Source organism: Streptomyces sp. MH60 (assembly GCF_002939385.1).
GTDB lineage: Bacteria > Actinomycetota > Actinomycetes > Streptomycetales > Streptomycetaceae > Streptomyces.
In genome coordinates this window covers 1-23,983 of record NZ_MULI01000098.1, presented here as the reverse complement: position 1 = coordinate 23,983, position 23,983 = coordinate 1, and the positions used below count along the sequence as shown (strand labels likewise).

24 protein-coding genes are annotated in these 23,983 nt (G+C 73.3%); 4 read left to right on the top strand and 20 right to left on the bottom strand.

Features of this window, described 5'->3' with window-relative positions:
- From BZZ08_RS34490 to BZZ08_RS34475, 4 genes are all read right to left on the bottom strand, one after another.
- A partial coding sequence (locus BZZ08_RS34490; RefSeq protein ID WP_133169242.1) for a sigma-70 family RNA polymerase sigma factor occupies positions 1-530 on the bottom strand: 530 nt, incomplete at its 3' end.
- An 84-nt stretch (positions 531-614) separates the two neighbouring features.
- Positions 615-815: a hypothetical protein gene (locus BZZ08_RS34485; protein WP_104636132.1), complete on the bottom strand. Its 201-nt coding sequence runs from the start codon at positions 813-815 to the stop codon at positions 615-617.
- A gap of 58 nt (positions 816-873) precedes the next feature.
- Positions 874-1,365, bottom strand: a complete 492-nt coding sequence (locus BZZ08_RS34480) for a DUF3515 family protein (RefSeq protein ID WP_104636131.1) — start codon at positions 1,363-1,365, stop codon at positions 874-876.
- Between the two features lie 150 nt (positions 1,366-1,515).
- A complete protein-coding gene (locus tag BZZ08_RS34475) occupies positions 1,516-2,799 on the bottom strand; it encodes an adenylosuccinate synthase (RefSeq protein WP_003975310.1) in 1,284 nt (427 codons plus the stop codon).
- Between the two features lie 185 nt (positions 2,800-2,984).
- Between BZZ08_RS34475 and BZZ08_RS34470 the strand changes: the two genes are divergently transcribed.
- A complete protein-coding gene (locus BZZ08_RS34470) occupies positions 2,985-3,914 on the top strand; it encodes a diacylglycerol kinase family protein (protein WP_104636130.1) in 930 nt (309 codons plus the stop codon).
- Positions 3,915-3,930: 16 nt separating this feature from the next.
- On the opposite strand, the gene BZZ08_RS34465 is transcribed toward BZZ08_RS34470, so the two are convergent.
- Positions 3,931-4,461: a GbsR/MarR family transcriptional regulator gene (locus BZZ08_RS34465; RefSeq protein WP_198601866.1), complete on the bottom strand. Its 531-nt coding sequence runs from the start codon at positions 4,459-4,461 to the stop codon at positions 3,931-3,933.
- Between the two features lie 88 nt (positions 4,462-4,549).
- Here BZZ08_RS34465 and BZZ08_RS34460 point away from each other — a divergent pair, with 88 nt between their 5' ends.
- The 3 genes from BZZ08_RS34460 (at position 4,550) to BZZ08_RS34450 (ending at position 7,428) form a co-directional block, all read left to right on the top strand.
- A complete protein-coding gene (locus BZZ08_RS34460) occupies positions 4,550-5,485 on the top strand; it encodes an ABC transporter ATP-binding protein (protein WP_104636129.1) in 936 nt (311 codons plus the stop codon).
- The gene (locus BZZ08_RS34455; protein WP_104636128.1) at positions 5,482-7,104 is read left to right on the top strand and encodes an ABC transporter permease; all 1,623 of its coding nucleotides are present in this window, start codon (positions 5,482-5,484) and stop codon (positions 7,102-7,104) included. Before BZZ08_RS34460 ends, BZZ08_RS34455 begins: the two co-directional genes overlap by 4 nt.
- Before the next feature lie 93 nt (positions 7,105-7,197).
- Positions 7,198-7,428, top strand: coding sequence for a hypothetical protein (locus tag BZZ08_RS34450; RefSeq protein WP_241965640.1), 231 nt, complete (start codon positions 7,198-7,200; stop codon positions 7,426-7,428).
- Here the strand turns inward: BZZ08_RS34450 and BZZ08_RS34445 are convergent.
- From BZZ08_RS34445 to BZZ08_RS34365, 15 genes are all read right to left on the bottom strand, one after another.
- Entirely contained in the window at positions 7,411-8,640 is a 1,230-nt protein-coding gene (locus tag BZZ08_RS34445) for a cytochrome P450 (protein WP_104636126.1), read from the bottom strand. The genes BZZ08_RS34450 and BZZ08_RS34445 overlap by 18 nt on opposite strands.
- 759 nt (positions 8,641-9,399) lie before the next feature.
- Positions 9,400-10,065, bottom strand: a complete 666-nt coding sequence (locus tag BZZ08_RS34430) for a response regulator (protein ID WP_104636125.1) — start codon at positions 10,063-10,065, stop codon at positions 9,400-9,402.
- The gene (locus BZZ08_RS34425; RefSeq protein WP_241965639.1) at positions 10,062-11,408 is read right to left on the bottom strand and encodes a sensor histidine kinase; all 1,347 of its coding nucleotides are present in this window, start codon (positions 11,406-11,408) and stop codon (positions 10,062-10,064) included. The genes BZZ08_RS34430 and BZZ08_RS34425 overlap by 4 nt, the downstream gene beginning before the upstream one ends.
- Positions 11,409-11,511: 103 nt before the next feature.
- On the bottom strand, positions 11,512-12,198 hold the full coding sequence (locus BZZ08_RS34420; RefSeq protein ID WP_104636123.1) for a response regulator: 687 nt from the start codon (positions 12,196-12,198) through the stop codon (positions 11,512-11,514).
- Entirely contained in the window at positions 12,195-13,622 is a 1,428-nt protein-coding gene (locus BZZ08_RS34415) for a sensor histidine kinase (protein ID WP_104636122.1), read from the bottom strand. The genes BZZ08_RS34420 and BZZ08_RS34415 overlap by 4 nt, the downstream gene beginning before the upstream one ends.
- Positions 13,615-14,823, bottom strand: a complete 1,209-nt coding sequence (locus tag BZZ08_RS34410; protein ID WP_104636121.1) for an acyltransferase family protein — start codon at positions 14,821-14,823, stop codon at positions 13,615-13,617. Before BZZ08_RS34410 ends, BZZ08_RS34415 begins: the two co-directional genes overlap by 8 nt.
- Positions 14,816-15,805 carry an alpha/beta hydrolase gene (locus BZZ08_RS34405; protein WP_104636120.1) on the bottom strand — a complete coding sequence of 330 codons (990 nt, stop codon included), beginning with the start codon at positions 15,803-15,805 and terminating at the stop codon, positions 14,816-14,818. Before BZZ08_RS34405 ends, BZZ08_RS34410 begins: the two co-directional genes overlap by 8 nt.
- 144 nt (positions 15,806-15,949) lie before the next feature.
- Entirely contained in the window at positions 15,950-16,852 is a 903-nt protein-coding gene (locus tag BZZ08_RS34400; RefSeq protein ID WP_104636119.1) for an alpha/beta hydrolase, read from the bottom strand.
- Positions 16,853-17,016: 164 nt separating this feature from the next.
- Positions 17,017-18,246, bottom strand: a complete 1,230-nt coding sequence (kynU, locus tag BZZ08_RS34395) for a kynureninase (protein WP_104636118.1) — start codon at positions 18,244-18,246, stop codon at positions 17,017-17,019.
- Complete coding sequence (locus BZZ08_RS34390; RefSeq protein WP_104636117.1) at positions 18,239-19,054, bottom strand: tryptophan 2,3-dioxygenase; 816 nt, start codon at positions 19,052-19,054, stop codon at positions 18,239-18,241. Before BZZ08_RS34390 ends, kynU begins: the two co-directional genes overlap by 8 nt.
- 144 nt (positions 19,055-19,198) lie before the next feature.
- The gene (locus BZZ08_RS34385) at positions 19,199-19,612 is read right to left on the bottom strand and encodes a DUF3151 domain-containing protein (protein ID WP_104636116.1); all 414 of its coding nucleotides are present in this window, start codon (positions 19,610-19,612) and stop codon (positions 19,199-19,201) included.
- Between the two features lie 131 nt (positions 19,613-19,743).
- Positions 19,744-21,198 (bottom strand): MFS transporter, encoded by a 1,455-nt coding sequence (locus tag BZZ08_RS34380; RefSeq protein WP_104636115.1) that lies wholly within the window; start codon positions 21,196-21,198, stop codon positions 19,744-19,746.
- A gap of 70 nt (positions 21,199-21,268) precedes the next feature.
- Complete coding sequence (gene fbaA, locus BZZ08_RS34375; RefSeq protein WP_104636114.1) at positions 21,269-22,300, bottom strand: class II fructose-bisphosphate aldolase; 1,032 nt, start codon at positions 22,298-22,300, stop codon at positions 21,269-21,271.
- 145 nt (positions 22,301-22,445) lie between these two features.
- Entirely contained in the window at positions 22,446-22,994 is a 549-nt protein-coding gene (pyrE, locus tag BZZ08_RS34370; RefSeq protein ID WP_104636113.1) for an orotate phosphoribosyltransferase, read from the bottom strand.
- A gap of 10 nt (positions 22,995-23,004) precedes the next feature.
- The gene (locus BZZ08_RS34365) at positions 23,005-23,793 is read right to left on the bottom strand and encodes an aldose epimerase family protein (RefSeq protein ID WP_104636112.1); all 789 of its coding nucleotides are present in this window, start codon (positions 23,791-23,793) and stop codon (positions 23,005-23,007) included.
- Positions 23,794-23,983 lie beyond the last annotated feature (190 nt).

Genomic DNA, 23,983 nt, shown 5'->3' with positions numbered 1-23,983 from the left:
CGCCGGCGCGGCGGGTCGGCGTCGGGCGCGGGCACGCCCCGGACCCGGCGGCGGGCGCGGCTGGCCAGCTGGCGGGTGGCGGCGGGGGTCTTGTCGAGCATGGCGGCGATGTCGTCGAAGGGCACGTCGAACATGTCGTGCAGGACGAACGCGAGCCGCTCGGCGGGGCCGAGGGTGTCCATGACGATCAGCAGCGCGATCCCGACCTCGTCGGCGAGCTGCGCCTCCTCGGCCGGGTCCGCGCCGCCGCCGATGACGGCCGGTTGCCTGCGCGTCCCGTCGTCCAGCGGCTCCTCGCGGCGGGTGTCCCGGGTACGGAGCAGGTTGAGGCAGACCCGCGCCACGACCGTGGTGAGCCAGCCCGAGGGATTGCCCACCTCGGAGGTGTCCGCCCGGTCGGCCCGCAGCCAGGCCTCCTGAAGGGCGTCGTCCGCCTCGCCGAGGGAACCGAGGATCCGGTACGCGACCGCCCGCAGCCGGGGCCGGTCCAGCTCGAACTGCCGGGCCATGTCATCGGGTCGTCCGGGCACCGTACGGTTCCTTCCGCGTCCACCGGCCTTCAGGGGCGGGCCCAAGTCAACCATCCGGCGTACGCGGCCCCCGCAAGGGCCCTCTCAGCGCACCAGTGTGATCCCCGGCGGCCACAGCACCCCGTCGGCCAGCAGCAGGGACGGCCCCAGGTGGACGGGGCACACCAGCAGCGGCGCCCGCAGGTGGCGGGCGACCTCGAAGCGCGCCGGGTCCCCGCAGTCGCCGGGCCCGGTCCCGCCGCCGTACGGGCCCTGGCAGGAAGCGGCGCTGTAGCGGTCGGTCATGCCCCGATCCGACACCACGGAGCACGCCGACGCCCGGCCAAGGGGGCCGAACGAAGGGCTACAGGGCGGTGGCGGCGTCGTCGAGGCCGATGCACTTGCGCTGCTGCGGGAGCCACTTCACGGCCGGGTCCAGCGTGGCGAGGATGCCGCCCACCTCCTCGCGCGGACCGGAGTACGTGAACTCCACGGCCGGTGAGCGGCCGTAGGTCCGCAGGACGCTCACACCGTCGCGCTTGAGCCGGGCCTCGTCCAGGACCCAGTCGACGCCGTCGGCGGTGACGCAGAGGTTGACGTTGGGCTGCAACTCCTCGGCGCCGCAGCGGAACACCGCCTTCTGGCCGCCCCAGGAGGCGACCGCGTTCCCCAGGGCCCAGTCGCGCGAGGCGCCGGGTATGTCGTCCGGGAGGCGGGAGATCACCCGGTCGCACTTGGGGTCGTCGGCGTGCGGGGCCGCGGAGACGCGGTGGCCGTCGACGTAGAAGGCACCGCCGGTCACGGCGACGACCGCCACGGCCAGCCAGATCCACGTCCGGGTGGTGGGCTTCCGCATGTTCCGCTCGCTCCGTGCTGTCCGTGCTGTCCGTGCTGTGCCTGCTGTCCGTCCCCCGCAAGGCTGTGAGGCTCCGGCCAGCGTATCCGCCGTGTCGACGGCGACGGCCGGGGCCCCGTGCGGGGTCCCGGCCGTCGGCGCGCGCGGTGCCTACAGGAACGAGTTGATCTCGATCGTCTCGTCCCGGCCCGGGCCGACGCCGATCGCGGAGATCGGGGCGCCGGACATCTCCTCCAGGGCCTTGACGTACGCCTGGGCGTTCTTCGGCAGGTCGGAGAAGGACTTCGCCTTGGTGATGTCCTCGCTCCAGCCGGGCAGCGTCTCGTAGACCGGCTTGGCGTGGTGGAAGTCGGACTGCGAGTACGGCAGCTCCTCGACGCGCTTGCCGTCGATCTCGTAGGCCACGCAGACCGGGATCTGCTCCCAGCCGGTGAGGACGTCGAGCTTGGTGAGGAAGAAGTCGGTGAGGCCGTTGACGCGGGTGGCGTAGCGGGCGATCACCGCGTCGAACCAGCCGCAGCGCCGGTCGCGGCCGGTGGTGACGCCGCGCTCGCCGCCGATGCGGCGCAGGGCCTCGCCGTCCTCGTCGAACAGCTCGGTCGGGAAGGGGCCGGCGCCGACGCGGGTCGTGTACGCCTTGAGGATGCCGATGACCCGGCTGATCTTCGTCGGGCCCACGCCGGCGCCGGTGCAGGCGCCGCCCGCGGTCGGGTTCGACGAGGTGACGAAGGGGTACGTGCCGTGGTCGATGTCCAGGAGCGTGCCCTGGCCGCCCTCGAAGAGGACCACCTTGTCGTCGTCGAGGGCCTGGTTGAGGACCAGGACGGTGTCGGCGACGTACGGCGCGAGCTTGTCGGCGTAGCCCAGCAGCTCCTCGACGACCTGGCCGGTGGCGATGGCGCGGCGGTTGTAGAGCTTGGTGAGCATCTGGTTCTTGACGTCGAGCGCCGCCTCGACCTTCTGGGTGAGGATCGACTCGTCGTAGAGGTCCTGGACCCGGATGCCCACGCGGTTGATCTTGTCGGCGTAGGTCGGGCCGATGCCGCGCCCGGTGGTGCCGATCTTGCGCTTGCCGAGGAAGCGTTCCGTCACCTTGTCGACGGTGACGTTGTACGGCGTGATGATGTGAGCGTTGCCGCTGATCAGGAGCTTGGACGTGTCGACGCCGCGCTCGTTCAGCCCGCTCAGCTCGGAGAACAGGACCGACGGGTCGACGACGACGCCGTTGCCGATGACCGGCGTGCAGCCGGGGGAGAGAATCCCGGAAGGGAGCAGGTGCAGGGCGTACTTCTGGTCGCCCACGACTACCGTGTGGCCGGCGTTGTTGCCGCCCTGGTAGCGCACCACATAGTCGACGGAACCACCGAGCAGGTCCGTCGCCTTTCCCTTGCCTTCGTCACCCCACTGAGCACCGAGCAGCACAAGTGCGGGCACGCGCGTACACCCCTTCCGGGCGGGGCATGTCCATGGTCGAGGGCGTATGCGACGGGTTTCCGCCACGTACACCGCGACCGTCGTTGGCCGCCAACCGTCGGACCGGGTGCCCCGGAATAGACGAAGCCCCTGGCGCAACAGCGCAAGGGGCTCTTGCACAAAGATGCTACCCGAGGAAGCGAGGCATGGCCGAGGTGGCGACTTCCATGAGCTCTTCCGCGAACTCTTCCGCGAGGTCCGATCAGCTTCTGGTGGTCGTCGATCCGGTCGCCCGACGGCTGGACGGGGAGTCGGTCAGAATCGCGAAAGACGTGCTCAGCGCGGGTGCGGCGCATACGAAGGTGTGTCTGCCGGACGGCCCGGAGGAGTTCGCGCGGGCGCTCGGGCGGCGCGGCTCGCGGCGCCCGGTGGTGGTCGGTGACGACAGCGCGCTGCTGCGGGCGGTGGCCCTGCTGCACCGGCAGCGGGAGCTGGCGGGCTGCGGGCTGTCCGTGGTGCCGGTGGGCTCGGCGCTCGGCCTCGCCCGGTCCCTGGGGCTGCCGACGGGGGCGGTGGCGGCGGCGCGGGCGGTGCTCGACGGCGCGGAACGGCGTCTGGACCTGCTCGTCGACGACAGCGACGGGGTGGTGCTGGGGGCGGTGGTGATCCCGCCCGCTCCCGTGCCGGCGCCGGTGCGGCAGCGGGCGGAGACGCACGCGGGGACCGGCCCCGGAGCGGGGTCGGGCGAGCCGGGGCCGGTGCGTCCCTGGCTGCGGACCTGCCAGTCGCTCGTACGGACGCTGGCGGCCTCGCGTCCGGCCCGGACCGCCGTCGCGCCGGGAGTGGCCGGTCCGGCCCGGCTGCGGGTGGAGGTCGACGGGGTGACGCTGGTGGACCTGGACCAGCCCGTGGCGGCGGTGACGGTGATGCCGGGCGCCGGAGGGGTGGCCGTGGTGGAGGTGCGGCCCCTGTCGGTGGACGCGCAGGCGTCGCCGCTGACGGCCAGCGGACGGACGGTGACCGTGTCGGGGGCGCACTTCCGCTACCGGGCCGACGCGGTGGTGTGCGGACCGGTGGGCACCCGGACCTGGGTGGCGCGGGAGGGGGCGTGGGGGCTGACGCTGCCGGCGGGGTAGGGGTGCCGTCAGGCGTTCACCCCCGGCCGAACCGCTCCTCCCGGTGCACGCGCCAGCGTTCCATCATCGCCGCGATCTCCTCGTCGACGAACTCGAAGAAGGCGAGCGTCTCGGCCATGCGCCGGCCCGCGGGGGTGTCGGCGCCGAGGCTGGTGACGCCCTCGCGCAGCGCGCTCTCCCAGCGCTTGATGATGGTCTCGCGGTTGGTGAGCGCCTCGTACCACTGGTTGCTGTGCACCCGGTAGCGCTCCCGGCGCGAGCCGGGTTCGCGCTCGCGCGAGACCATGTGCTGCTGCGAGAGGTAGCGCACGGCGCCGGAGACGCCGGCCGGGCTGACCCGGAGGCACTCGCCGAGTTCCGCGGAGGTCAGCGAACCCGAGTCGGAGGCCAGCAGCGCGGCGAAGACCCTGGCCGGCATGCGCTGCATCCCGGCCTCGACCAGCTGGGCCGCGAAGCCCTCCACGAACTTGGACACCGCCTCGGGGTCGCGCCCCGGCCCCGCCGCCTCCGTCGCCGTCTCGGCCGCTTCCGCCGGTTCCTTCGTCATCCGTCGATCATCTCTCACGCCGCGTCGCTCATCATCCTGACGGTTTCTTAACTTCACAAGTTTCTGAAAGAAGCGTAACTTCCAAACCATGACGAAGGCAATCAGCGTCTCCGGACTCCACAAGTCGTTCGGACGCACGCACGCTCTGGACGGGCTCGACCTGGAGGTCGAGACCGGCGAGGTCCACGGCTTCCTCGGCCCCAACGGAGCCGGCAAGTCCACCACCATCCGCGTCCTGCTCGGCCTGCTGCGCGCCGACTCCGGCGCCGCCCAGGTACTGGGCCGCGACCCGTGGGCGGACGCGGTGGAGGCCCACCGGCGGATCGCGTACGTCCCCGGTGACGTGACGCTGTGGCGCAACCTCTCCGGTGGCGAGGTCATCGACCTCTACGGCCGGCTGCGCGGCGGACTGGACACCCGTCGGCGCGCGGAGCTGGTGGAGCGGTTCGAGCTCGACCCGACCAAGAAGGGCCGCACCTACTCCAAGGGCAACCGGCAGAAGGTGGCCCTGGTGGCCGCCTTCGCCTCGGACGTCGACCTGCTGATCCTCGACGAACCCACCTCCGGTCTCGACCCGCTGATGGAGGAGGTCTTCCAGAAGTGCGTCGAGGAGGAGCGCGAGCGCGGCCGGACGGTGCTGCTCTCCTCCCACATCCTCAGCGAGGTCGAGGAGCTGTGCGACCGGGTCAGCATCATCCGCAAGGGGCGGACCGTCGAGAGCGGCTCGCTCGCCGACCTGCGCCACCTGACCCGCACCAGCGTCACCGCCGAACTCGCGGGCACCCCGAACGGCCTCTCCCACCTGCCGGGCGTCCACGACCTCGACGTCCAGGGCCACCGGGTCCGGCTCCAGGTCGACACCGACAAGCTGGACGCCGTACTCAGGTCGCTGGGCGAGACCGGCGTGCGGTCGCTGACGTCGACGCCGCCGACGCTGGAGGAACTGTTCCTGCGGCACTACCAGGCCGAGGACGCCGACGACACCGAGGAAGCGGAGTCCGGCGCGGAGGTGGCGGCCCGATGACCACCACCGCCGACGCCCCCACCACCGCCTTCGCGGCCCGGTCCGCAGGCTCGCGCCAACTGGCCGGCACCGGCACGCTGCTGCGCTTCGCGCTGCGCCGCGACCGCGTGCTGATCCCCGTCTGGGTCGCGGTGAACGCGCTCATGGTGCTGTCCATGCCGGGCACCATCAAGGGCCTGTACGGCACCGCGGCCGAACGCGCCGACCTGATGCGGCAGATGGAGACCAACTCCTCGCTGCGCGCACTGGTCGGCCCGGTCTTCGACGACGGTCTCGGCGCACTCACCGCCTGGCGCGTCGGCCTGTACGCCGGTGCGCTCGCCGCCGTGATGAGCCTGCTGATCGTCGTACGGCACACCCGGGACGAGGAGGAGAGCGGACGGCAGGAGGTCGTCGCCTCCGGAATGGTCGGCCGCCGGGCCCCGCTGACGGCGGCACTGCTCGCGGCGGCGGTCGCCAACGCCGTCCTCGCCTCGCTGATCGCCGCCGGACTCGCCGGGCAGGGGGCGACCGGCGCGCTGGCCCTCGGACTCGGGGTCGCGTGCATCGGGATGCTCTTCGCGACCATGGCGGCGATCGTCGCCCAGCTCACCGAGAGCGCGCGGCTGGCCCGGGGCCTGACCGCGGCGGTGCTGGGCGGGGCCTTCGTGCTGCGGGCGGCGGGCGACTCGGCGACGGACGACGGCTCGTCGGTGCTGACGTGGGTGTCGCCGCTCGGCTGGCTGGAGAACCTGCGGGCGTTCGCCGGTGAGCGCTGGTGGGCGCTGCTGCTGATCGCGGCCGCGACGGTGGCGCAGGGGGCGCTGGCCTACGCGCTGGCCGGACGCCGGGACCTCGGCATGAGCTTCCTGCCGACCCGGCCGGGACCGGCCGCCGGGCGCCTGCGTACGGCCGGTGCGCTGGCCTGGCGCCTGCAGCGCGGCAGCGTCCTCGGCTGGAGCATCGGCTTCTTCCTCGCCGGTCTCGTCTACGGCGGGATGACGGAGGGCGCGGCCGATCTGGTCGGGGACAACGAGCAGGCCCGCCAGATCATCGAGCGGATGGGCGGACAGGCCGGGCTCACCGACGCGTTCGTGTCGGCGATGGTCGGGATGCTCGGGCTGATCGCCGCGCTGTACGTCGTGGCGTCGGTGCTGCGGCTCAGCGGCGAGGAGACGTCCGGGCGGGCGGAGCCGGTGCTCGCGGGCGCGGTGGGCCGGCTGCGATGGGCCGCGGGCCACCTGGTGATCGCCTTCGGCGGCGCGGCGCTCATCATGCTGCTCGCCGGGCTCGGTTTCGCGGCCGGTTACGGACGGGACTTCGGGGCGATCCTGGGCGCGTGTCTGGTGCAGTTGCCCGCGGTGTGGGTGATCGGCGGGGCGGCGGTGCTGCTGCACGGGCTGCTGCCCCGGGCCGCCGTGGCCGCGTGGGCCGTCGCGGGCGCGGTGCTGCTGCTGGGGTGGGTCGGACCGGCGCTGGACGTGCCGCAGACCGTCCTGGACGTGTCCCCTTACGGGCACCTGCCGAAGCTGCCCGGCGGGGAGATGGGCTGGTCGCCGGTGCTGGTGCTGCTCCTGATCGCGGCCGTGCTGGTCGGGGCGGGGCTGGCGGGGCTGCGACGGCGGGACCTGACGACGTGAGGTGAAACCGGCCCGGCGGGTGGGAGCGTCGGGACAGGTATGAGTCGGGATGCGGTGGCGGGTGGTGGCTGTGCGGTCTCGTTGGTGGGGGCCGTGGGTGCGGTGGTCGTGTGGTGGCAGACCGCCCGGACCCAGCGGCACCTGGGCAACGAGTTCGAGAACAACGGGCAGGACTTCGGTGCCGTCCTCACCGAGCTGCCGTTGGTCTTCCTCGCCGGGGCCGTCGTACCCGCCGTGCTGTGGGGGGTCGGGGCCTGGCTGCTGGGGCGGCGACGGCGCCCGGAGTCGTTGGAGTCGTCGGGCTTCTCAGAGTTCCACGCGTAGCTCCGTCAGCCCGCGCATCACGAAGTTCGGTCGGCGTTCCGGTTCCGCCGCCAGGCGCAGCCCGGGGGCCCGTGCCAGCAGGGACGTCATGGACGCCGCCAGTTCGATGCGGGCCAGCGGGGCGCCGATGCAGTAGTGGATGCCGGCGCTGAAGGAGATGTGGGGGTTGTCCCGGCGGGTGAGGTCGAGGCGCTCCGGGTCGGTGAAGACCGCCGGGTCGTGGTTGGCCGAGCCGAACAGCAGCGCCACCTCGGCGCCGCGCGGCAGGATCGTCCCGTCGATCTCGATCTCGTCGAGGACCCAGCGTTCGAAGAGCTGGAGCGGGGTGTCGTAGCGCATCAGCTCCTCCACGGCGGACGGGACCAGGCAGTGGTCGGCGCGCAGGGCCGCCAGCTGGTCCGGGTGGCGGAAGAGGGCCAGCCAGCCGTTGGCCGTGGCGTTCACCGTGGCCTCGTGACCGGCGTTCAGGAGCAGGACGCAGGTCGAGATCATCTCCTGCTCGGTGAGGCGGTCGTCGTCCTCGTCGTGCGCCGCGATCAGCCCCGAGATCAGGTCGTCGCCGGGCTCCTTGCGACGGGCCGCGATGAGGGTGCGCAGGTACTCCGAGAAGTCGAGGGACGCCCGGACCGCCTTCGCCGCCGTCTCCTCGGACGGGTTCAGCTCGTACATCCCGCAGATCTCCGCCGACCAGGGGCGCAGCGGGGCCCGGTCGGACTCCGGGATGCCCAGCATCTCGGCGATCACGGCGACCGGCAGCGGCTCGGCCACGTCCGTCAGCAGATCGCCGCCGCCCGCCGCGACCAGCCGGGACACCAGGTCGTCCGCCAGCCCGTGCACGTACGGCTTCAGCCGCTCCACCGTGCGCGGCGTGAACGCCTTCGACACCAGACGCCGGATCCGGGTGTGGTCCGGCGGCTCCAGGTCGAGCATGCCGTGGTCGTTGAGCGTGTGGAAGGGCTCCTGCTCCGGCGGCGGCGGGGTGCAGCCGAAGTCCTCGTGGCTGAAACGGTGCTGGTAGGTCCGGCCGAGGCGGCGGTCGCGCAGCAGCGCCGAGACGTCCGCGTGGTGCGGGACCAGCCACTGGTCGCTCGGCTCGTAGTACAGCACGCGCCCCCGGTCCCGCAGCTCGGCGAAGGCGGGGTAGGGGTCGGCGACGAACGCCGGGTTCCAGGGGTCGAACGCGAGGTCGGACGCGTCGGTTTCAGCCGTCATGGACGGACGATAGGACGTCGACCGGAGCCGTGCCCAGACCGCAGCAGCTCCGTGAGTGACACAGTGTCCGTCGACCTCCCTATGATCCGTACGTGCGTGCTAAATGGGTGGGGGCCGCCTTGGCGGCGGGACTGGCGTTGTGGTTCGGCTGGGGGCTGGCCGGAACGGTGACTCTGGGGTGCGAGCCCCATCCGAAGGGGGGCTGCGGTGTCCCGGACGGTGGCGGGAAGTACTTCGCAGCGGTCATGATCGCGCCTTGGCCGCTCGCGATCTCGGTCAAAACCCGTTTCTACCGCAGGGATTGGCGGCCGGCGCTGGGCTACTCGGCCGGCGCGAGTGCGGGTGCGGCAGTCACCTTGGCCATGGGCACCTCTGTCGGTCACTGGATCGTGGCGCTCGTCCTCGTGGCGTCCGGTGCCCTGGTTCCGTGGTGCGCGCGCCGGAACACCGACACGGCGCGCGAAGCAAGGCACCACGAGCGCAGGCGTCGGCTGCGCGAAGAGCGGTTGGCACGGTCCCGGGCACGCAGGACACAGCGTCGACGCGACGCACGCCGACGACGGCAGGACGGCGGTCGCTGAGAGCTCACGCCCCGGATCCCGAACCGCCCGACGCTCCCGCCCGGTTGGCGGATGTGACCGACGACGCGAGCGGCCGGGGGCTCGCCCTCGTCAGGGCCTGTTCCGACCTGTGGGGCTGGCAGCCGCTCTCCCGGTTCGGCAACAGGGAAAACTGCGTGTGGTGCGAGGTCGGTGCCGGTCAGCCCGGGGTCACCAGGCGGGCCTCGTAGGCGAAGACCGCCGCCTGGGTGCGGTCGCGCAGGCCCAGCTTCACCAGGATGCGGCTGACGTGCGTCTTGATCGTCGACTCGGCGACCACCAGGCGTTCGGCGATCTCCGAGTTGGACAGGCCCTGCGCGATCAGGACCAGGACCTCCGTCTCGCGTTCGGTCAGGTCGCCGTACGCCCCCTGTGCCGAGGGCATCAGGCGCGGGGTGTCGGAGAGCTTGGAGAACTCGGTGATCAGGCGCTTGGTGATCGAGGGGGCGAGGAGGGCCTCGCCGGCCGCCACCACCCGGACGCCGTCCGCGAGCTGGCGGGCCGAGGCGTCCTTGAGGAGGAAGCCGGACGCGCCCGCGCGCAGCGCCTGGTACACGTACTCGTCCAGGTCGAAGGTGGTGAGGACCAGCACCTTCGAGGTGCCGTCCGCCGCCACGATCTCCCGCGTCGCCTCGATGCCGTTCAGCTCGGGCATGCGGATGTCCATCAGGACGACGTCCGGGGCGAGCTCGCGGACCTTCGCCACCGCCTCCCGGCCGTTGACCGCCTCGCCGGCGACCTCGATGTCCGGCATGGCGTTCAGCAGGACCGAGAAGCCCTCGCGGACCATCATCTGGTCGTCGGCGATCAGTACGCGGATCGTCATGCTTCCCCTTCGGTCTGCACGGTGACCGGCAGGAAGACCGCCACCTCGTACCCGCCGTCGTCCGTCGGTCCCGCCGTCATCTCGCCGTTCAGCATCGAGACGCGCTCGCGCATGCCGGTGATGCCGTGTCCGGCGCCGGGCGACGGTTTGACCAGGGTGTTCTGCGGGATGGCGGTGTTGACCACGCGTAGGCCCAGGCCCCCCAGGACGTAGGAGACCTCGACGCGGGCCGTCGCGCCGGGCGCGTGGCGCAGGCTGTTGCTCAACGCCTCCTGCACGATCCGGTACGCCGACAGCTCCACACCGGGCGGCAGCTCGCGCACCGCGCCGGTCACCGCCTTGTCCACGGCCAGGCCCGCCTCGCGCACATTGGCGAGCAGGGCGTCCAGGTCGGCGAGCGTCGGCTGCGGGGCGTCCGGAGCCTCGTAGTCCTCGGCGCGGACGACTCCCAGGACGCGGCGCAGCTCGGTGAGGGCCGCCACCGCGTTCTCCCGGATGGTGGCGAAGGCCCGCTCCAGCTCCTCCGGCGGATTCTCCACCCGGTAGGGCGCGGCCTCCGCCTGGATGGCCACCACCGACATGTGGTGCGCGACCACGTCGTGCAGCTCGCGGGCGATGGTGGTGCGCTCCTCCAGCAGGGTCCGCCGCGACCGCTCGTGCGCGGTGACCGTCTGCTGGGCGGTCACCTGCTGCCGGGCGTCGCGCCGGATGTGCCAGACCGATATCAGGAGCAGCGCGAAGGCGGTGAGGACCAGCAGCGGGGTGGAATTGCTCCCGTAGTGACCGGCACCCCAGAAGGACTCGTTGAGGAATCCGTACGCCGCGGTCAGGGCCCACATCCACGCGGCCGTCCGGGGCCGGGTGCGTATCGCCACGATCACCAGGACCGTCGAGTGGCACAGGAACGCGCCGGGCAGCCACGGCCAGTCCCCCCAGCTGCTGCCGAGCAGCGCGACCACCGGGGTCGCCGCCATGGACATCCAGAAGGCACCGACGGGCCGGACCAGTGTGGCCAGCACCGGGACCGCGCACACCAGCCCGCTCAGCAGGGCCAGCGGGCCGTCGGTCACACCGCCCACCGTCCCGCCGTAGAAGCACAGGAGCGCCAGGACGGCCACCACCGCGTGCGGGAGGCGAGCCGCGTGGGCCTTCAGCCTGGCCGGCAGGTGGCGGACCAACGGGCCGTCCGCGTCGGTGCGGGGCAGCGGTCGGTAGGCGAAGGCGTCGTGGAACAGGTCCTCGCGCAGCCCGCTCAGGGCGTTCATCGCCAGCCGGTACTCGGGGCTGCGCGATCCGTTTCCGTCTCCGGGAGGCGCGGTCCGCATCTGGGTCGTCTCGGTCACGTGGCAACCGTAGGCGGAGCGGAGGGACGACGTCGTCACCTGTGAGAGGGGTCCTGCGGCATCCGTCTCAGGTACTACGCAGATGACGACGGCCACGGGCTGGTCAGTATCCCGCGGGGCGCACCAGCCCCGACTCGTACGCGAACACCGCCGCCTGTGTGCGGTCCCTCAGGCCCAGCTTGACCAGGATCCTGCCCACATGGGTCTTCACCGTCTGCTCGGCGACCACCAGACGCTGGGCGATCTCCGCGTTCGACAGGCCCTGCGCGATGAGGGCGAGCACCTCCGTCTCCCGCTCGGTCAGCTCGCCGACACGGGCCTTGAGCGGGGCGCGCGGGCGGTCGTCCAGCCGGGAGAACTCCGCGATCAGCCGCCGCGTGATCCCCGGCGCGAGCAGGGCGTCACCGGCGGCCACCACCCGGACCGCCTCGGCGAGCTGGTCGGCGGACGCGTCCTTCAGCAGGAACCCGGAGGCACCGGCCCGCAGTGCCTCGTACACGTACTCGTCGAGGTCGAAGGTGGTCAGCACCAGCACTTTGATCTCCGGGGTCGCCCCGGTGATGCGCCGGGTGGCCTCGATACCGCCCAGCTCGGGCATCCGGATGTCCATCAGGACGACCTCCGGGTTCAGCTCGGCGACCTTGGCCACCGCGTCCAGGCCGTCCACCGCCTGCCCGATCACCTCGATGTCGGGCTGGGTGTTGAGCAGCACGGTGAAACCCTGCCGGACCATCTGCTGGTCGTCGGCGATCAGCACGCGGATCACGCGGCCGTTGCTGCTGGTCGTCATGGGGTGTCGTCCTCGATGGATGGGTCGGTGGATGGGCCGGGGAAGGGGTCGGAGAAGGGATCGGGAGAGAGGTCGGGAGAGGGGTCGAGGGGCTGGTCGGGGCCGTCGGCCGGCAGGAACGCCGCCACCTGGTAGCCGCCGTCCGGCATCGCGTGCGCCGTCAGCGTGCCGTCGAGCATCGCCACCCGCTCCCGCATGCCGAGCAGCCCGTGCCCGGCCCCCTGCGACGGCGCCGGCGCGCGCGTCGGCCGGGTGTTGGAGACCACCACCCGCAGCCCGATCGGAAGGTGGGTGAGGTGGACCTGGGCACTCGCGCCCGGCGCGTGCCGCAGCACGTTGCTGAGCGCCTCCTGCACGATCCGGTAGGCCGACAGCTCCACGCCGGGCGGCAGCGGTCTGCGCGTCCCGCTCGTGTCGGTGGTGACGGTCAGCCCGGCGGCCCGGGTGTTCTCCACCAGCGCGCCGAGCCGGTCGAGGGTGGGCTGCGGGGCGTGCGGGGCGGCGCCGTCGCCTCCCTCGGGCGCCTCGAGCGCGTCCGGGTGCTCGGAGCGCAGCACGCCCAGCACCCGGCGCAGCTCGGTGAGTGCCTCCAGCGCGTTCTGCCGGATGCCGGCGAGGTTCTCCTTCAGCTCGTCCGGCGGGTCCTTGACGAGGAGGGGCGCGACCTGGGCCTGGATGGAGATCACCGACATGTGGTGGGCGACGACGTCGTGCAGCTCGCGCGCGATGCGGCCGCGCTCCTCCAGCAGCGTGCGCCGGGCCCGCTCCTCGGCGGTGAGCGAGGTCTGCTGGGCGAGTTCCGTGCGCGCCTCGCGGCGGCCCCGCAGGGCGATGCCGAGGACGACGACGACCGCGAACAGGATGACCGCGAGCTGGCCGGTCGGCAGGTAGTTCGGGGCGCCCACCATGCCCTGTACGACGTAGGTGGGGAGCGCGGTGAGGAGCAGCGCTTCCAGGGACACCCGGGTCCGCACCCGCAGGGCGAGCAGCAGCATCACGAACAGGTGCCCGATGAGCCCGGCGGCCGTCCAGGGCCACGTGAACTCGTAACCGCCCGGGACCATCTGGGCCCGCACGGCGAAGGCCCCGACCAGCATGCCCGCCATCGACAGCCACCACGCCGCGACCGGCCGCCACAGCGCGAACACCATCGCCCCGGCCTGCGCGACACCGATGAGGAAGGCGAAGCCCGGCTCGACCCCGCCGTTGTCCCCGAGTTGGGCGGCGTCCCCGATCAGCACGCCGAACGCGGCCAGACACACCATCCCGTGCGGGAACCAGCGCAGCCACACCGACGGCGGCAGCGGATCGGCCCGCCAGGTCCACAGGTCCTCGTGGAGCACGCCCAGCATGCGCCCGGCCCCGGCCCTCGACCGGGCCCGCTGCCGTTTCCCCCATCGCCTCACGGGCTCCACCCTAGACATGGCGTGCACCCGCCGTGGTCGCCCGGCGCTGCGGGCGGTGCGCCCGCACGACCCGGGAGCGTCGCCGCCCTCGGCCGCGCTGCTCGCAGGAGCGGAACGTGGCCCAGCAGCCGGCCAGGACCAGCGCGAACACCGGAAGCCAGACGAGCCGGGCCGCGACCCAGTCCAGGCCGTCGGGGGCCGTGTGCAGGCCGGGCAGACGGCCCGCGAGGAGACCGGTGGCCGTGGTCGCCATCAGCGCCGTCTGATGCCAGAGGAAGATCGTCATCGCGGAGAGGTTGACCAGCGCGACCCCTGCCCAGGCCATCGGACGCCGCATCGCGCCGCGCAGCCGCTCGCGCAGCAGCAGGGCGAGCCCGCACTGGGCCAGGCCGAAGGTGACGGCGGCCAGGGTGGGCGGGTTGAGGTTCGACACCGACGCGCCGGGGACACCGACCATCGCCGCCGGGTAACCCGCCCAGGCGACGAGCGCCGCGGTCGCCGCCGTGCCGCCGGTCAGCAGGAGCCAGCCGGAGCGGCGCCGGTCCAGTTCACCGCGGGTCCAGGCGGCGCCCAGGGTGTAGGGGACCAGCCAGCCGGCGGCGAGGTTGACCCAGCCGAGCCAGGACGGGGCGCCGAATCCGAAGCGCAGCAGGTCTATGTGGAGGACGACGACCAGCGGCCACAGCGGATGCAGCCGGGTCAGCAACGGCGTCGCCGCGGTCAGCGCGGCGAAGACCAGCAGGAACCACATCGGGGACAGCGCCAGCTTCACCAGCGTGTGGACGGTCGCGAAGTCCGCGCCCGTCAGGAGCAGCAGCGCCGCCGTCACCGCCCACAGACCGAGGACGGCCAGGACCGGCCGGAAGAGCCGGGACAGCCGGGCGGTCAGCCAGCGGCCGTAGGACTCGCCCCGGGCCCGGGCCGACGCGTAGCCACGCGTGGCGACATGGCCGCCGACCAGGAAGAACACGGCGAGGGTCTGGAAGGCCCAGGAGACCGGGGCGAACCAGGGCATGTCCTGGAGCGGGCTGGCCGCGTGCAGGCTGCTGCCGTCGGCGACCAGCGCCGTCACCAGCCAGTGCCCGAGGACCACCCCGAGGATGGCGAAGGCGCGCAGGGCGTCCACGGCCCGGTCCCGGTTCTCCGGCGTGGCGGCGTCGACGCGGGCGGCGGCCGCGCGCAGGGTGCCGCGCGGGTGTGCCGGAGTCAGGTCAGTCATGGGTCACCTCCGTGGTCTCGCCCAAGGCGATCCGGGCCAGGTTCGTCAGGGAGCGGGAGCCGGTGTCGAAGTAGTCGCTGTGGCCGCCGTCGCCGGCGTCGAAGACCCGGGCGCCGAAGCCCGGGGAGACCGGGTCCGTGCCGAAGCCGACGGTGGTGCCGAAGAGGTCGGCGCTGACGTGCGGAACGTGCTCCACCCAGTCGTCGGCGCCCCGCCCCGCCCAGATCCGGGCGTCGGAGTGCAGACCTGCGGCGGTGTCGGCTCCGGTGCCGGGACTGCCGACCAGGGCGATGTCGGACACGTCCAGGCCGTCGGCGGCGCGGGCGCAGACCACCGAGCCGTAGGAGTGGCAGAGGAGGGCGAGGCGGGTACCGGGGCCGCTGATCCGGTGCAGGTCGTCGACCAGGTCGCGCAGCTCGGGGGCGGCCCGGTCGGCGCGGTCGGTCGTGGCGACGGTGGTGCTGACGGTGCCCGGCGTCTCGTAGCCCAGCCAGGCCACGACGGCGGTGCGGGCCCCCGCGGGCGCCTCGGCGACCAGCTGCCGGTGCAGGGCCAGGGCGGCGGTGCGGAACCGGCCGTAGGTGTCGAGGCCGGTGTCGGAGCCGGGGACCAGGACGGCGACCCGGTCGGCGCGCGCCAGGTCGCCGAAGACCTCGGTGGCCAGTCCGGTGCCCCGGCCGTCGAAGGCGAGGAGGTGACGGGACCGGTCGGCCATCGCACGGTCCGCCGCCGCGCGGTGGTCGTCGCCGTGCCCGGCGGCCATCCGGGACGCCTCCGCCGCGTTGGCCCGGTTGGCGGCGTACGCGTCGTCCAGCGTGGCGGCCGTCGGGGCCGCGAGCGCGGCGGGGGCCGGGGCCGGGATCCCGGGCTGCGCTGCTGCGGAGAGGGGGAGCGCCACGGCACCGGCGATGAGGGCGGCGCAACCGGCGCGGCGCCATCTGCCCACGCGCCGCCGCCAACGTACCGTCACCCTGGGCCTCATGGCCGCTCCCCTCCAGCACGCCCGCCCACCGGGCGTGTCTGCAAGGGAAGTTATGGATCGGGCCGGGTAACCCGCGTCCCGCCAGGGAACTCACCTGCGGGGTAGCTCTCAGGTACTACGGGTACGACGACACCCGCGCTCCGCTCACCAGGCCAGCTGCGCGATCTCCTCCGCCACCACCGCGCACGCGTCCGCCGCCGGGTCGATCAACGGGTAGTGGCCGACGTCCTCCAGCAGCGTCACCCCCACCACCTCCCCGGCCTGCGCCGCCGCGTCGGCGTACGCCTCGGCGACCGCCTGCGGGACGTCCACGTCGGCGCGGCCCTGCACGAGGGTCGTCGCGATCCCGGTGGGCAGCAGCAGGGCAGGGTCGGCATACGGGCGGCGCTCGGCGAACAGCTCGCCGCCGCCCAGGAGTTGCCGGGCCGCGCCACCGCACACGCCGAGCTTGTCGGCGACGGCGAAGTCGGCGATCGGCGCGAGCGCGACGACCCCGCGCAGGGGCGCCGGACGGTCGGTCCGCCACGGGGCGTCCATGGGCAGCAGGTGGCGGGCGGCCGCCCACAGGGCGAGGTGGCCGCCGGCGGAGTGGCCGGTGAGCACCACGCGCCGCGCGTCCGCGCGCGGCAGATGCCGCCGGACCAGCTCCGGCAGCGCGTCCAGGGCGGCGGCCACGTCGTCGAACGTGTCGGGCCAGCGCCCCGCGACGGGGTCACCGGAACCCTCACCGGCGGAACCCCGCGCCCCGCGCCGGTACTCCGCACTGGCCACCGCGAAGCCCCGGCGGGCCAGGAAACCGGCGAACGGGCTGATGTGGCGCCGGTCGTACGGGGCGCGCCACGAGCCTCCGTGCAGCACCACCACGACGGGAGCGGCCTCGCCCGGGCCCACCCCGCCGCGCGGCACGTAGAAGTCGATCACCTGGTCGGGGTGGTCGCCGTACCCGGCGGTGGAATCGGGTTCGACCGCCGGGTGGGAGAAGGCCGATTCCTCCTCCGCGGCGTCCCTCGCGGCAGCGGTGCCCGGTTCTGCGGCGGAGTCCGGCATGGTCAACCTCTCAGCGACGGAACGGTGTTGGCGGACCGGAGGAAGGAGAATCGGCCGTTGGCGGGACGTTATCAGGCCGATGACGTGCGCGGACACGGGGATGTGACGCTGGGTGAGGACCGGACGAGGTGCGTACGGTCCCCACCCGGCGGCCCGGCCGCGACTCAGCCGGCCAGCGTCCGGGCCAGCACCCGCGCCGCCCGCTCGACGTCCGCGAAGCCGACGTACAGCGGGGTGAAGCCGAAGCGCAGTACGTCGGGGGCGCGGTAGTCGCCGACCACCCCGCGCTCGATCAGGCGTTTCATCACCTCGGCCGCGTCGTCGCAGCGCAGCGCCACCTGGCTGCCCCGCTCGGCGTGCGCCGCCGGGGTCACGGACTCCACCCGGCCGTCCGGGACGTACGCCCCGACGCAGCGCAGGAAGAAGTCCGTCAGCGCCAGCGACTTGGCCCGCACCGCCGAGACCGAGACCCCCTCCTCGTCCCACACGTCCAGCGCCGCCTCCAGGGCGAGCAGGGAGAGGATGTCCGGCGTACCGACCCGCCCGCGCACCGCGCCGGAGGCCGGGGCGTAGGCAGACCGCATGCCGAACGGCTCGGCGTGCGAGTTCCAGCCCGGCAGCGGGGAGTCGAACCGGGGCTGGAGGGCGCGGCGCACATAGAGGTACGCGGGCGAGCCGGGGCCGCCGTTGAGGTACTTGTAGGTGCAGCCGACCGCCAGGTCGACACCGTGTTCGTCGAGTCCGACCGGCAGGGCGCCCGCGCTGTGGCACAGGTCCCAGACCGCGTACGCCCCCGCCGCGTGCACCGCGGCCGTGAGCGCGGGCAGGTCGTGCAGCCGGCCGGTGCGGTAGTCGACGTGGTTGAGCAGCACGGCGGCGGTGCGGTCGCCCAGGGCGCCGGTGACCTCGGCCGGGGTGACCGGCCGCAGGGCGCACCCCGTCATCCGGGCCGCCGACTCGGCGATGTACCCGTCCGTGGGGAAGGTGGTGGCGTCGACCAGGATCTCGTCCCGGACCGGGCCGTCCCCGGCGGCGCGACCGTCCTCCCGCGCCATGCGCACCGCGGCGACCAGCGCCTTGAAGACGTTGACGCTCGTCGAGTCGCCGACCACGACCTGCCCGGCGGCCGCGCCGACCAGCGGGGCGATCCGGTCGCCGATCCGCTCGGGCGCGGTCCACCAGCCGCTCTCCTCCCAGGACCGGATGCGCAGCTCGCCCCACTGGCGCCGTACGACGTCCGCCACGCGCGCGGGGACGTGCGCGGGGAGGGCGCCCAGCGAGTTGCCGTCGAGGTACGTGACGTCGTCGAGGACGAACCGCTCGCGCACCGCCGCCAGTCCGTCGGCGGCGTCCAGCTGCTCCGCCTCGCCCGCGAGGCTCGTCGGCTCAGACATACGACCGCGCCGTCCACAGCTCGGGGAACACGTTGTTGCGGGCCCGCTTCTCCAGCCAGGCCACCCCGGCGGAGCCGCCGGTGCCGGTCTTGGAGCCCATCGCGCGCCGGGTGGCCACCAGGTGGTCGTTGCGCCAGCGCCAGACCAGCTCCGCGACGTCGGTGAGGGCCTCGCCGAGGCGGGCCAGCTCGCCGTTCTGGTCGCCGGAGTAGACGGCCGTCCAGGCGGCCTCCACCTCGGGCGCGGCCTCGTACTTCCGGGTGAGGTCGCGCTGGAGCACGGCGTCGGGGATGTCGTACCCGCGCCGGGCGAGCAGCCGGACCACCTCGTCGTACAGGCTCGGCTCGTGCAGCGCCTTCTCCAGTTCCGCGTGGACGCGCGGGGCGCCGCGGTGCGGGACGAGCATGGACGCGGACTTGTCGCCGAGCAGGAACTCCAGGCGGCGGTACATCGCCGACTGGAAGCCGGAGCCCTCGCCGAGGGCGGAGCGGTAGGAGTTGAACTGGGCCGGGGTGAGCTGCCCCAGGGGGGTCCAGGAGGCGTTCAGCGCCTCCAGCTCCCGCACCGAGCGCTTGAGCGCGTCGGTCGCCACCGGGATCCGGTCCTCGCGCAGGGCGCGGGCGGCGGTCTCCCATTCGTGGACGATGACGGTGAACCACAGCTCCATGACCTGGGTCGTGACCAGGAAGACCATCTCTCCGGGATCGTCGGAGAGGGTGTGCTGGAGATGGGTGAGCACGTCCGCCTTGACGTAGTCCTCGTACGGCGTGCTGCCCTCGAAGTCGAGATTCGGGGCGTCGTGGGACATCGCTGTCTCCTGATGTGCACGGGTAGCGGTCCGCCCTGCCGTTACCGGCACGGGGCCCCGGTCCCCAACGGCATCCTCCGCAATCGTCGCAGGAAACCGCAAGGCCCGCCCGCGCACGGCGGACGGGCCCGGGGTGTACCTGGTTCAGCCCAGCACCTCGGCGGCCTCCGGCGAGGAGTCCTTCAGGAACTGGCTGCAGCGCTCGTACTCCTCCTTCTCGCCGATCGCCTGGGCGGCGCGGGCGAGGGCGTGCAGGGCGCGCAGGAAGCCGCGGTTCGGCTCGTGCTCCCAGGGCACCGGGCCGTGTCCCTTCCAGCCGCTGCGGCGCAGGGAGTCGAGGCCGCGGTGGTAGCCCGTACGGGCGTACGCGTACGACTCCACGACGCTGCCCCGCTCGAACGCCTCGTCGGCCAGCCGGGCCCAGGCGAGCGAGGAGGTCGGGTACTGCGCGGCGACGTCGGCGGGGGAGGTGCCGCCCGCCAGCAGCTCGCGCGGGCCGGGGTCGTCGGGGAGGTGGGTCGGGGGCGGTCCCCCGAGGAGGTTCTCGTGAATGGCCATGGGACAAGTCTGCGGCATGCGCCGGGGTCGGCCGGTGCGGTGGGGTGCGCTATCGGTTGCGGGTGCCTTGTCGTCCGCGGGTGCGCTGGGACTGGGCGCGCGGTTCTCCGCGCCCCTGGGGGCGGGGGCGGTCAGGGGGTGCGGTCTCGCTCCAGGGGTGGTGCGAGGACCGAACCGTGCGTGCGGCACTCGGGGCGGGGGCAGTCCGGGGTCGGGCGGCGCACCGTGGCGAAGGCGATCACGGAGCCCGCGACCAGGACGCCCGCGCAGATCAGCATCGCCGGCCGGAACGCGTCGTCGAACGCCGGCGCCGACCGGTACGCCTCCTCCCCCATGCCGGTGAGCAGCGGCAGCGCGGCGACCGCGACAAGCCCCGCCGCACGGGCCGCCGCGTTGTTGATGCCGCTGGCCAGACCGGCGCGCGCGGTGTCCACGGCGGCCAGCACACTCGCCGTCAGCGGCGCGACCAGCGTGACCATGCCGAGGCCGAGGACCAGCAGGGCGGGCAGCACGTCGGCGAGGTAGGAGGCGCCGGGACCCACCCGCAGCATCAGCAGCATCCCGGCGGCGCAGAGCAGCGGCCCGGCGGTGAGCTGGAGCCGCGGGCCGAGCCGCTCGGCGAGTTCGCCGGAGCGGGCGGACAGCAGCAGCATCAGGACGGTGGTCGGCAGCAGGGCCGTACCGGCGGCCAGCGCGGACCAGCCGACGACGACCTGGAGCTGGAGCGCGGCGAGGAAGAAGAAGCCGCCGAAGGCCGCGTACACGCACAGGGTGACCAGGTTGATCGCCGTGAACTGGCGGGAGGAGAAGACGTCCGGCGGCATCATCGGGTCCTTGCCGCGCCGCTCGACGACGACGAAGGCCACGGCGGCCACCACCCCGGCCACCGCGCTGAGCGCCACCGCCCAGGACGCCGTACGGGCCTCGATCAGCGCGTAGGTGAGCAGCGCCAGGGCCGCCGCGCACAGGACCGCGCCGAGCACGTCGAAGCGCGTGTGGGCACGCTGGTCGGAGGACTCCGGTACGTGCCGCAGCGCGACCGGCGCGCACAGCAGTGCCAGCGGCACGTTGAGCAGGAACACCCAGCGCCAGCCCGCGCCGTCCACCAGCCAGCCCCCGAGGAACGGCCCCACCGCCGCGCCGACGCCCCCGAAGCCGGACCACAGGCCCACTGCCCGGCCCCGGTCGTCGGCGTGGAAGGAGGCCTGGATGAGGGCGAGGGAGCCCGGCGTGAGCAGCGCCCCGCCGACGCCTTGCAGGGCGCGGGCGGCGATCAGCACGCCGGCGTTCGGCGCGAGGCCGCACAGCAGGGACGCGGCGGCGAACCACAGCACGCCGAGGACGAAGATCCGGCGGCGGCCGAACCGGTCGCCGAGGGCGCCGCCGAGGAGGATCAGACCGGCCAGCGTGACCATGTAGGCGTTGACGGTCCACTGCAGGGCGGCGAGGTCCGCGCCGAGGTCCCGGCCGATGTGGGGCAGCGCCACGTTGACGACGGTCGAGTCCAGCAGGGCCATGCTGGAGCCGAGGACGGTGGTCAGCAGGATCCACTTGCCCTGCGGTGAGGCGATCCGGACGTCGGGCATGCCCCCAGGTATACAGCGAGCCCGGCGCGCGGGGCGCCGGGCTCGTGCGTACGGTCGCGTCGACCGGGTGTTACTTGATCTTCTGGCCCGCCGAACGCAGGTGGCCGCAGGCCTCCACGACGCGCGCGGCCATGCCGGCCTCGGCCAGCTTGCCCCAGGTGCGGGGGTCGTAGGTCTTCTTGTTGCCGACCTCGCCGTCGACCTTCAGGACGCCGTCGTAGTTGCGGAACACGTGGTCGACGACCGGGCGCGTGAAGGCGTACTGGGTGTCCGTGTCGATGTTCATCTTGACCACGCCGTTCTCCAGGGCGGTCGCGATCTCCTCGGCGGTGGAGCCGGAGCCGCCGTGGAAGACGAAGTTGAACGGCTTGCTGCCGGCCGGCTGGCCGTACTTCGACGCGATGCCCTCGTTCAGCTCCTTGAGCAGCTCGGGGCGGAGCACGACGTTGCCCGGCTTGTAGACGCCGTGCACGTTGCCGAAGGACGCGGCGAGCAGGTAGCGGCCCTTCTCGCCCAGGCCCAGGGCCTCGACGGTGCGGACCGCGTCGTCGACCGTGGTGTAGAGGGAGTCGTTGATCTCGTGGGAGACGCCGTCCTCCTCGCCGCCGGTCGGGGTGATCTCGACCTCGAGGATGATCTTGGCGGCGCGGGCGCGCTCCAGCAGCTCGGTGGCGATGGCGAGGTTGTCGGCCAGGGTCTCGGCCGAGCCGTCCCACATGTGCGACTGGAAGAGCGGGTTGCGGCCGGCCTTCACGCGCTCCTCGGAGACCGCCAGCAGCGGGCGGACGTACCCGTCGAGCTTGTCCTTCGGGCAGTGGTCCGTGTGCAGGGCGACGGTGACGTCGTACTTCTCGGCGACGATGTGCGCGAACTCGGCGAGGGCGACGGCGCCGGTCACCATGTCCTTGTTGTGCTGGCCGCCCAGGAACTCGGCGCCGCCGGTGGAGATCTGGACGATGCCGTCGCTCTCCGCCTCCGCGAAACCGCGCAGGGCGGCGTGCAGCGTCTGGGAAGAGGTCACGTTGATGGCGGGGTAGGCGAACTTTCCTGCCTTCGCCCGGTCCAGCATCTCGTTGTAGACCTCGGGAGTTGCGATGGGCATCTGTCCGCTCCTTGTATGTGCGGGTGGGCGTGTTGGTGCTTATGGCCCTGACCTAGGACTGGGGGGCGACGTCATCGTCGGCCCCATCCTTCCAGACCAGGGGGGAATACCCGAGTGGACCCCGGCCCCGTCTCGGCCCCTGGTCTCAGTCCAGGTCCAGCTCGTCCTTGTCGTACGCGTACAGGTACGGCACTCCCGCGCCGTCCTGGATCTTCTCGGCGGCGCCGGTCGCGCGGTCCACGATCGTGGCGACGGCGACCACCTCGGCGCCGGCCTCGCGCACGGCCTCGACGGCGGTGAGCGGGGAACCGCCGGTCGTGGAGGTGTCCTCGACGACCAGGACGCGGCGGCCCCTGATGTCCGGGCCCTCGACGCGGCGCTGCAGCCCGTGCGCCTTGGCGGCCTTGCGGACGACGAACGCGTCCAGCCTGCGGCCGCGCGCGGCGGCGGCGTGCAGCATGCTCGCGGCGACCGGGTCGGCGCCCATCGTCAGCCCGCCCACCGCGTCGAACTCCAGGTCGGCGGTCAGGTCGAGGAGCACCTGCCCGACCAGCGGCGCGGCCTCGCCGTCCAGGGTGATGCGGCGCAGGTCGACGTAGTAGTCGGCCTCCAGGCCCGAGGAGAGGGTCACCTTGCCGTGCACCACGGCCTTGTCCTTGATCTGCTGCAGCAGCTCGCCGCGTACGTCCGTCATGTACGCCAGCTTAAAGGCGGCGCCAGGCCCAGGTCGTCGTGGCCTCCAGCGGCTCCAGGGGCGTGACCAGGCGCGGGAGGGTGTTCAGGCCGTTGGGCGGGCCGGTCTGCGGCTCCACGCAGACGGCGGTCTCCTGCTCGTCGTACACCACGACCCACTGCTCCCGGCTGGTCACCTTCAGCTCCAGCCGTCCCGGCCAGGTCAGGGTGACGTCGACGCCGTCGGGCATGCCGAAGCAGTCGTCCCAGGGGCCCGGCTTCGCCTCGACGCGGTTGCCGGTGGGGAGGTGGTCGTCGCCGCGCTCCTCCTGCCAGGCGGGGTCGAAGGCGATCTCCGCACCGGCGCCGTCGAGGGTCCGGTTGAACCAGGGGTGCCAGCCGATCTGCGCCGGGAAGGACGACTCGTACGTCTCCACGGACATCGACAGCGTGAGTCCGTCCTCGGCCAGCGCGATCACCTGGGTGACGCGTCCGGAGTACGGCCAGGGGTCGACGAGGTCGTACGTGATGACGGCCTCGTCGGCGGTGACGCGGGCGGTGCGCCAGGCGGCGTCGCGGGCGGTGCCGTGGATGGCGTGCGGCGGGGAGTTGAGGGGCATCTGGTGGACCACGGCGCCGTCGCTGAAGCGGCCGTCGCGGATGCGTCCGCACCAGGGGACCATCGGGAAGCAGCCGTAGCGCTCGCCCTGGCGGAGCAGCTCCGTGCCGCCGACGCGCAGTCCGCCGATCCGGCCGCCGTTGCCCGGCAGCACGGTCGCCTCCGCGTCGCCCGCGGTCAGCGTGATGGGTTCGTTACTCACGCCACGACCCTACTGGTGCGATCAAGGGCGCCCCACCGGGAGGCGGGCCCGCGGTGGGTCCGGCGCAGGTCCCGCGGCGGATCCCGCGGTGCTCAGCGGCGGCGGCGCAGTGCGCGGCCCACCACGATCGCCGACGCCACGACCAGCGCCGCCGCGGGGGCGGCCCAGCGCAGGGGGGCGCCGACGGCGC